Genomic DNA, 6,428 nt, shown 5'->3' with positions numbered 1-6,428 from the left:
TCTGGGCGCCCCGGGCGAACATGATGGAGTGGCGGCACTCGTCGGCGATCTCGGTGAGGGCCCACTGGAACCGGGGGTCGGTGGGGTCCTTGGCGGACGCTGGTGCTCGCCCCCGGCACGTACCGCGAGACGGTCGTCGTCGGCCCCGACCGTACGGACATGACCTGGATCGGCGCGAGCGGGGACCCCCGGGACGTCGTCGTGGTGTACGCCAACGCGGCCGGCACGCCCCGGCCCGGCGGCGGCACCCACGGCACGTCCGGCTCCGCGACCACCACCGTCCAGGCGGACGGCTTCACCGCGCAGGACGTCACCTTCGCCAACGACTTCCTCCGCACGGACCTCCCCGGGAACCCCGGCACCCAGGCCGTCGCGCTGAAGGCGCAGGGCGACCGGTCGGCCTTCTTCCGCTGCCGGTTCCTCGGCCACCAGGACACCCTGTACGCCGACTCCATGAGCCTCGCCGCCGTGGCCCGGCAGTACTTCGCGCATTGCTACGTCGAGGGCGACGTCGACTTCGTCTTCGGCCGGGCCCGGGCGGTCTTCGAGCACTGCCACTTCCGGACGCTGCTCCGGCCGGACCTGGCCGCGGCCCCGTACGGCTTCGTCTTCGCGCCGTCCACGGCCCGGGGCAACCCGTACGGCTTCCTCGCCGCCCGCTGCCGGATCACCAGCGAGGCACCGGACGGCTTCTACAAGCTGGCCAGGCCCTGGGTGCCGGGCTCCGACCCCACGGCCTGGCCGTCGCTCGTGGTCCGGGACAGCGTCCTCGGCCCCGGCATCGACGCCGTCGCCCCGTACGCGAACATGCGGGACGCCCACCCGTGGCAGGACCAGCGCTTCGCCGAGTACCGCAACACCGGCCCGGGCGCCGCGGTCACGGTCCCGGAGAACCGCCCCCAGCTCGATCCCGCCGGGGCCGGGGCCGTGACCCGGGCGGCGTACCTGGGCGACTGGACGCCGCGACGGCCCCGCGTCTGACGGGTCGCCCGGTCCTCAGGGGCGGAGGAGGGGGAACTCGGCCCCCTCCCAGACCTCCCGGGGAGCGGCGGGCACGTCGTGCGCGTCGCACTCGTCCGTCCGCCACACCTTCGGCTGCCCCGGGGCGTCGTCGTACGAGGGCCAGCCCGGGTCGCCGGTGGCGGCGAAACCGGCCCAGGCGTCCACCATCCGGCGGGCCAGGTCGTGGTCGGCGGTGGTGGGGGCGCCGCCGATGAGGAAGGTCACGCACTCCATGTCGACGTTGCCGAAGGCGAAGGGGATGTCCGCGCAGTGCCAGGCCCGCACGGTCCCGTGCGGGCCGGTGCGCCGCCGGTCGAAGCGGGACAGGAACGCCCGGCCGCCGCCCCGGGCGTGCTGCTCGACGAGCCGGTGGGCGTATTCCCCGAAGAGGAGGTCGCCGAAGACGGCCAGGTAGACGTCGAGCACGGGGGCGTCGGGCAGCACGGCGCGATAGCCGTCCAGCAGTCCGTCGGGAAGCCCGAAGTCCTCGGCGAACCGGGCGAGTTGCTCTTCGGTGGTGACCTTGGCGCAGCTGCCGACGGCGTCGAGCAGCCGGTACTCCTCCGTGGTGTGGCAGACCAGGAGGTCCACGCCCCGGCCCGCACCGGCGGCCAGGCCCGTGAGCGGGTCGACGGGCAGGACGTCTCCGTCGAGGACGGGGGCGTAGAGCGAGGGGTCGTAGTGGCGGGATCCGGAGGCCGGGTCGCGCCGGTACTCCTCGACGACCCGGTCGGAGGCGGCGAGCAGCGCCTGCGGAGTCGCGGAGAGCAGGCCCTCGGCGGTGGCCGGGCAGCCGGCCGCGGCGGCGATCTCGCGGGTGGTCGCGGCGGCGACGTCCCGTGGGTAGTGCGGGCTGGCGGGGCTGTGGGCGATGGCGCGGTGGAACAGGCCGCGGGCCCGGTCCATCACCATGAGGCAGGCGATCGACGCGGCCCCCGCGGAGTGGCCGGCGACCGTGACGTCGCCGGGGTCGCCGCCGAACGCGGCGATGTTCTCCCGCACCCAGCGTAGCGCCGCGACCTGGTCGAGCAGTCCCCGGTTGTCGGGGAAGGCGGCCCCGTCGGCGGCGGGGACGTGCCCGAACCCCTCGAAGCCGACCCGGTAGTTGAGGGTGACCACGACCAGTCCGGCGCGGGCCAGGGCGCCGCCGTCGAGGTCGGGCTGGGCCGAGGAGCCGAAGGTGTAGGCGCCGCCGTGGATCCAGACGAGGACGGGCAGGGAGCCGCCGTCCGGGGCCGGGGTCCAGACGTTGACGGTGAGGACGTCCTCGTCGCCGGGCGACCACGCGGGAGAGCCCGGCAGCTCCGCCGACTGCGGGGCGACGGGGCCGAAGGCCGTGCAGTCCCGCACTCCGGTCCACGCCTCCGCCGGGGCGGGCTCCCGGAACCGGCGGGCGCCGAACGGCGGTGCGGCGTACGGGATTCCGAGCACGGCGACGACGTCGTCGGACGCCCGGAAACCCCGTACCGCACCGCTGGTGGTCTTGAAGATGTCCATGGGCTCAGCTTGTCATCGCACTCCTGACCGGCACCAACACCAAGATCATGACGATTCACACACCGTCGGTGTCAATGCCGGGACCCGGGCGTCAGGGCAGCAGGTCGACGCAGTCGATCGCGGTGCCGGGACTGAGGAATCCGCTGCCGGAGGAACCGCTGACGACGTTCAGCCTGAGCACGTTGTACTGACCCGGGTCCGTCTTCCAGGCGCTCGCCGGGACGACGTAGGTGAAGGTGTGGTTGTTGCCCCGGTACGAGCCGTTGGTCAGCGACCGGGTCGACGGCTGCGTCGGGGGCGAGGGGATCGCGGAGACCCAGTCGTTGACGGTCACCTGCGGACGGCCGTTGAGGAAGGCCGTCGTGACGCCGATCCGCAGGGTGTGCGCGGCGGCGGCCTGGGCGGCGGTGAGCCTGAAGTACACGAGGACGCCGTCGTTGACGTCCTTCCAGAGGTAGCAGGGGAAGGCGCCCGTCACGTCCCCGCCGTCGACGACCACGTTGCCGGTCCAGGGCGCGGCCCGGACGTCGGCGGGGTGGGCGTGCGTCATGAGGGCCGCGTTCTTGAACGCGCCGGGGGTGCCGTCCCAGTCGCCGATGCGCCAGATCGCGGGCGCGGTGCTCGGGTCGTTCGCGAGGGTGATCGTGTGGAGCGCGGTGGCGGCCCCGGCGGTGACGGTCACCGTGCCGGTGTGGACGGCGAGTTCGCCCTTGTACACGGTGAGGGCGTACGTGCCGGGCAGCATGCCCCGGCAGGAGAAGGCGCCGGTGCCGGCGGCGGCGCGGGTCCAGTACTGGGCGTCGGCGTTGGCGAAGCCGACGGTGTACGGATGGTCCGCGGCCATCCCGGCGAGGCCGACGCCCGCGACCCGGCCGCGACCCGCCGCGCCGACCCAGTGCGGGATCCCGAGGCCGTCCACCCAGGAGGTGTCGTGGTTCGCGGCGTGGAGCGCCGGGTCGGGTGCGCCGCCGTCGGTGAACGCGAGGACGTACGGCCCCTGGAGGCCGAAGCGCATCGCCTCGGTCTGCGACTGGTTGTAGTGGAGGATCTCGTAGAGCCCGACGCCGAGTTCGTTGGAGTGGCGGAGCAGCGACCGGTAGAAGGGCCCGCCGGAGGCCTTCTCGTGGTTGGAGCGGACCATCCAGAGGCCGACGGATCCGGTGGTGTACCCGATGTGGTCGTAGTCCATGACGCGGACGCCCGAGTAGTGCTTGGAGCGGGTCTGCCCGTCGCTCCTCTGCCACACGTCCCCGGCCTCGATGACGGTGTCGGCGCCCTCGACCCAGGAGTCGGGACCCTCGTTGGGGAAGATCCCCGGCTTGAGGCGGGCGATGAAGCGGGTGGCGGTGACGGAGGTGTCGGCCTTGTCGGTCCACAGGTAGACGTTGTTCAGTCCGGCGCGGACGGCCAGGTAGTGCCGGAGGGTGCCGTGGACGACGGTGACGAGGACGGTGGAGCCGGTCTGCGCGAGGGACACGGCGGAGGCGCCGAGGCCGGACTCGACGTGCGAGTGCTTGCCTCCGTACCCCTCGTACTCCTTGCCCCTGTAGACGAGGGAGGTGAGGTCGCCGGTCGACTTGGACACCTTGAGGACCAGTCCGGCGCCGGTGTCGACGACGTACTGGCCGCCGTCGTCGCTCCAGCCGAACCCGGCGGCCTCGGCGGAGCCCCCGACGGCGGCGAGAGCGGCTCCGGCGGCCGCCGCGCCGAGGAGGGTACGGCGGCGGAGGGGGTGGGGGAACGTGTCGTACGGGCTCATCGGCGTGCGGCTCCTTCGACGGGCGGTGTGGTTGCCCGTAGGTCGCCGCCGGGTGGCGAAGGGTTGCCGGGTGCGACGGTCAGGACCGCCGGCGCCGCCGGGCGTACGCGACGGTCAGCACCGCGAGGAACGGGCCCCACAGCACGAGCGGGGCGTAGCAGACGTAGAAGGTGGCCGCCTCCCAACCGCCGGCCTCGCTGGGGAAGTCGGCGGGCAGGGCGTCGCCGCGGATGGTCGTGCCCATGAGCTGGGTGGTGAGGGCGAGGACGGTCCACAGGAGCGTGAGGGCCGTGGCCCCGAGGGCGGCGGGGACGAGCACCGCCGCCGGAGGGATCCGGCGTCCGCGCAGGACCGGGACCCAGGCGGGGACCACTTCGCCCCAGCGGGCGACGAGCCCGATCGCGGTGAACGCGACGGCCTCGGAGAAGAGCGACAGGAAGACGACGTACGCCCGCTCGCCGATGCCGATTCCGGAGTCGAAGGCCGCGGGGAGCCGCCAGAGTCCGGCGGGCAGGATGGTGAGGGGCACGGCGTACGCGAGGAGTCGGACGCGCCGGGAGACTCCGGGTACGGTCTCGTGAGCGGCCCGCCAGGCGGTGCGGAACCGGCCTGGAGCGGCCGGTACCCGGTCTTCGCTGCGGGAGAGCGTCTTCATGGCGCGGTCCTCGGTGCCGGTGGGCCGGCGGTCGGCCCGTCACCGACGACGATCCCGCCGGCGGGCCGCCGGCGGATCGCCCGCCGGGCCGAACCCCCTCCGCCGCACGGGCGAGAGGGGGGTCGGTCCGGAGTCGCGGGTCGGGGCCCGGTCCGAAGGACGGGCCCCGGCCGTCCTCAGCTCAGGCGGGTGTCCGCGTAGACGGTCATCGCCTGCTGCTGGTACTCGGCGAGGCCGACGGCGATCCTGTCGAAGTTCTCGCGGAACCGCGGGTCCTCGGCGTAGGTCCGGGCCAGACCCCGGTACGCCTCGGCGTTCGGGGTCCAGAAGCGGCTGACGCCCGCGTGGTGGGCCTCCACCTCGGCCTGGACCGCCGGGTCGTCGACCGGCGTGCCGGCGGCCATGTGCTCGGCGAAGCGGATCATCTGGGCGGTGGCCTCGCGCTGCCACTGCTCGGTGGTCTCGGGGGTCATCCCTTCGACGACCTGCCGGGTCCGCTCGTACGCCTCCGGCCACCGCTCCCGCGCCTCGGCCTCGATGCCGGGGTCGGGCTGGAAGCCCTCGAAGAGGTTCTCGGGGCGGTTGATGCTCACCATGTCCTGGTTCTCGCTTTCCTCGAGTTCGGCGATGGTGCGGGCGACCGTGCGGGCCAGGGTGCCGAGCCGGTCCCGCTCCGCGAGCAGCCGGGCATGGTGCTCGCGCAGGACGGCCACGCGGTCGGCCCCGCTGTCCAGGACGTCCCGGATCTCGCGCAGGCCGAGGTCCAGCTCCCGCATGAGCAGGATCTGCTGGAGGCGCAGCAACTGGGGCTCCTCGTAGTACCGGTGCCCGTCGCCCGCGGTCCACGCGGGCGCGAGCAGGCCGACCTCGTCGTAGTGCCGCAGCGTCCGGGAGGTCACCCCGGACATCCGGGCCACATCAGCGATCGACCAGGCCATGACGGTGTCCTTCCCTCGCCGGGGGCCGGTGTCTCCGGCCCCGTACGAAGACCGTAGGAGTTGACGCCGCGTCAACCGCAAGTCGTTCAGGCCCCGCCCCGGGGACCGAAGCCGCCCCGGAGGGTGGTGCGGCCGCCGTCGGGACCGGTGAGGGTGAGGGTGTACGTGTCGGCCGAGGCGTCCCGTACGCCCTCGGCGTGGTTGTACTGGGCGGCGAAGGTGTGGGGGCCGGGCGGCACCGTACGGCCCGGCTTGAGGGTCCACCGGTAGACCAGGGCGCGGGGCTCCTCGGTCACCGTGACGGTGAAGTCCTCGGCGGGCCGGGTGCGCCAGTGGCCGGTGCTCACGACGCCGGGGGTGCGGGCGACCCGCAGCTCGACGGTGAGGCCGGCGACCGGGGACTCCGTCGTCACGGCGAGGTCGCTCTGCGCCCACCAGCGGTTGCTGCCGGGGTCGATCGTGCCGGCCGCCCGTGCGGTCGGGCCGGGCGCGGGCAGGGTCGTGGCGGGCCCGGCGGGCCGGTCGTCCAGGGTGGTCGCCGCGAGGCCGCCGAGGCCGACGACCCCGGCGACGGCCG

The 6,428-nt window shown here is 74.1% G+C and carries 5 protein-coding genes and 2 pseudogenes; 1 reads left to right on the top strand and 6 read right to left on the bottom strand.

Annotation, left to right across the window (positions count from 1 at the left end):
- Window positions 1-94: pseudogene (locus tag ABZ318_RS38610) on the bottom strand (diiron oxygenase); the annotation flags it as partial.
- On the opposite strand from ABZ318_RS38610, the pseudogene ABZ318_RS38605 reads away from it, so the two are divergent.
- Window positions 94-981: pseudogene (locus ABZ318_RS38605) on the top strand (pectinesterase family protein); the annotation flags it as partial. The pseudogenes ABZ318_RS38610 and ABZ318_RS38605 overlap by 1 nt on opposite strands.
- Window positions 982-996: 15 nt before the next feature.
- Here ABZ318_RS38605 and ABZ318_RS38600 read toward each other — a convergent pair.
- From ABZ318_RS38600 to ABZ318_RS38580, 5 genes are all read right to left on the bottom strand, one after another.
- The gene (locus tag ABZ318_RS38600) at window positions 997-2,499 is read right to left on the bottom strand and encodes a carboxylesterase family protein (protein ID WP_356907088.1); all 1,503 of its coding nucleotides are present in this window, start codon (window positions 2,497-2,499) and stop codon (window positions 997-999) included.
- A 91-nt stretch (window positions 2,500-2,590) separates the two neighbouring features.
- Window positions 2,591-4,258: a rhamnogalacturonan lyase B N-terminal domain-containing protein gene (locus tag ABZ318_RS38595; RefSeq protein WP_356907087.1), complete on the bottom strand. Its 1,668-nt coding sequence runs from the start codon at window positions 4,256-4,258 to the stop codon at window positions 2,591-2,593.
- Window positions 4,259-4,337: 79 nt separating this feature from the next.
- Complete coding sequence (locus ABZ318_RS38590; protein WP_356907086.1) at window positions 4,338-4,913, bottom strand: hypothetical protein; 576 nt, start codon at window positions 4,911-4,913, stop codon at window positions 4,338-4,340.
- 176 nt (window positions 4,914-5,089) lie between these two features.
- Window positions 5,090-5,851 carry a MerR family transcriptional regulator gene (locus ABZ318_RS38585; RefSeq protein WP_356907085.1) on the bottom strand — a complete coding sequence of 254 codons (762 nt, stop codon included), beginning with the start codon at window positions 5,849-5,851 and terminating at the stop codon, window positions 5,090-5,092.
- A gap of 86 nt (window positions 5,852-5,937) precedes the next feature.
- On the bottom strand, window positions 5,938-6,428 hold a 491-nt coding region (locus ABZ318_RS38580; RefSeq protein WP_356907084.1), incomplete at its 5' end, for a hypothetical protein.

The organism is Streptomyces sp. NPDC006197 (genome assembly GCF_040613865.1).
Taxonomy (GTDB): Bacteria; Actinomycetota; Actinomycetes; order Streptomycetales; family Streptomycetaceae; genus Streptomyces.
The sequence above is the reverse complement of the archived record's forward strand: the minus strand, read 5'-3'. Positions and strand labels throughout refer to the sequence as shown.

What these genes read in the sequence shown, in the direction of transcription:
- ABZ318_RS38600 (WP_356907088.1), bottom strand. Translation starts at nt 2,499, where the DNA reads ATGGACATCTTCAAGACCACCAGCGGTGCGGTACGGGGTTTCCGGGCG.
- ABZ318_RS38595 (WP_356907087.1), bottom strand. Translation starts at nt 4,258, where the DNA reads ATGAGCCCGTACGACACGTTCCCCCACCCCCTCCGCCGCCGTACCCTC.
- ABZ318_RS38590 (WP_356907086.1), bottom strand. Translation starts at nt 4,913, where the DNA reads ATGAAGACGCTCTCCCGCAGCGAAGACCGGGTACCGGCCGCTCCAGGC.
- ABZ318_RS38585 (WP_356907085.1), bottom strand. Translation starts at nt 5,851, where the DNA reads ATGGCCTGGTCGATCGCTGATGTGGCCCGGATGTCCGGGGTGACCTCC.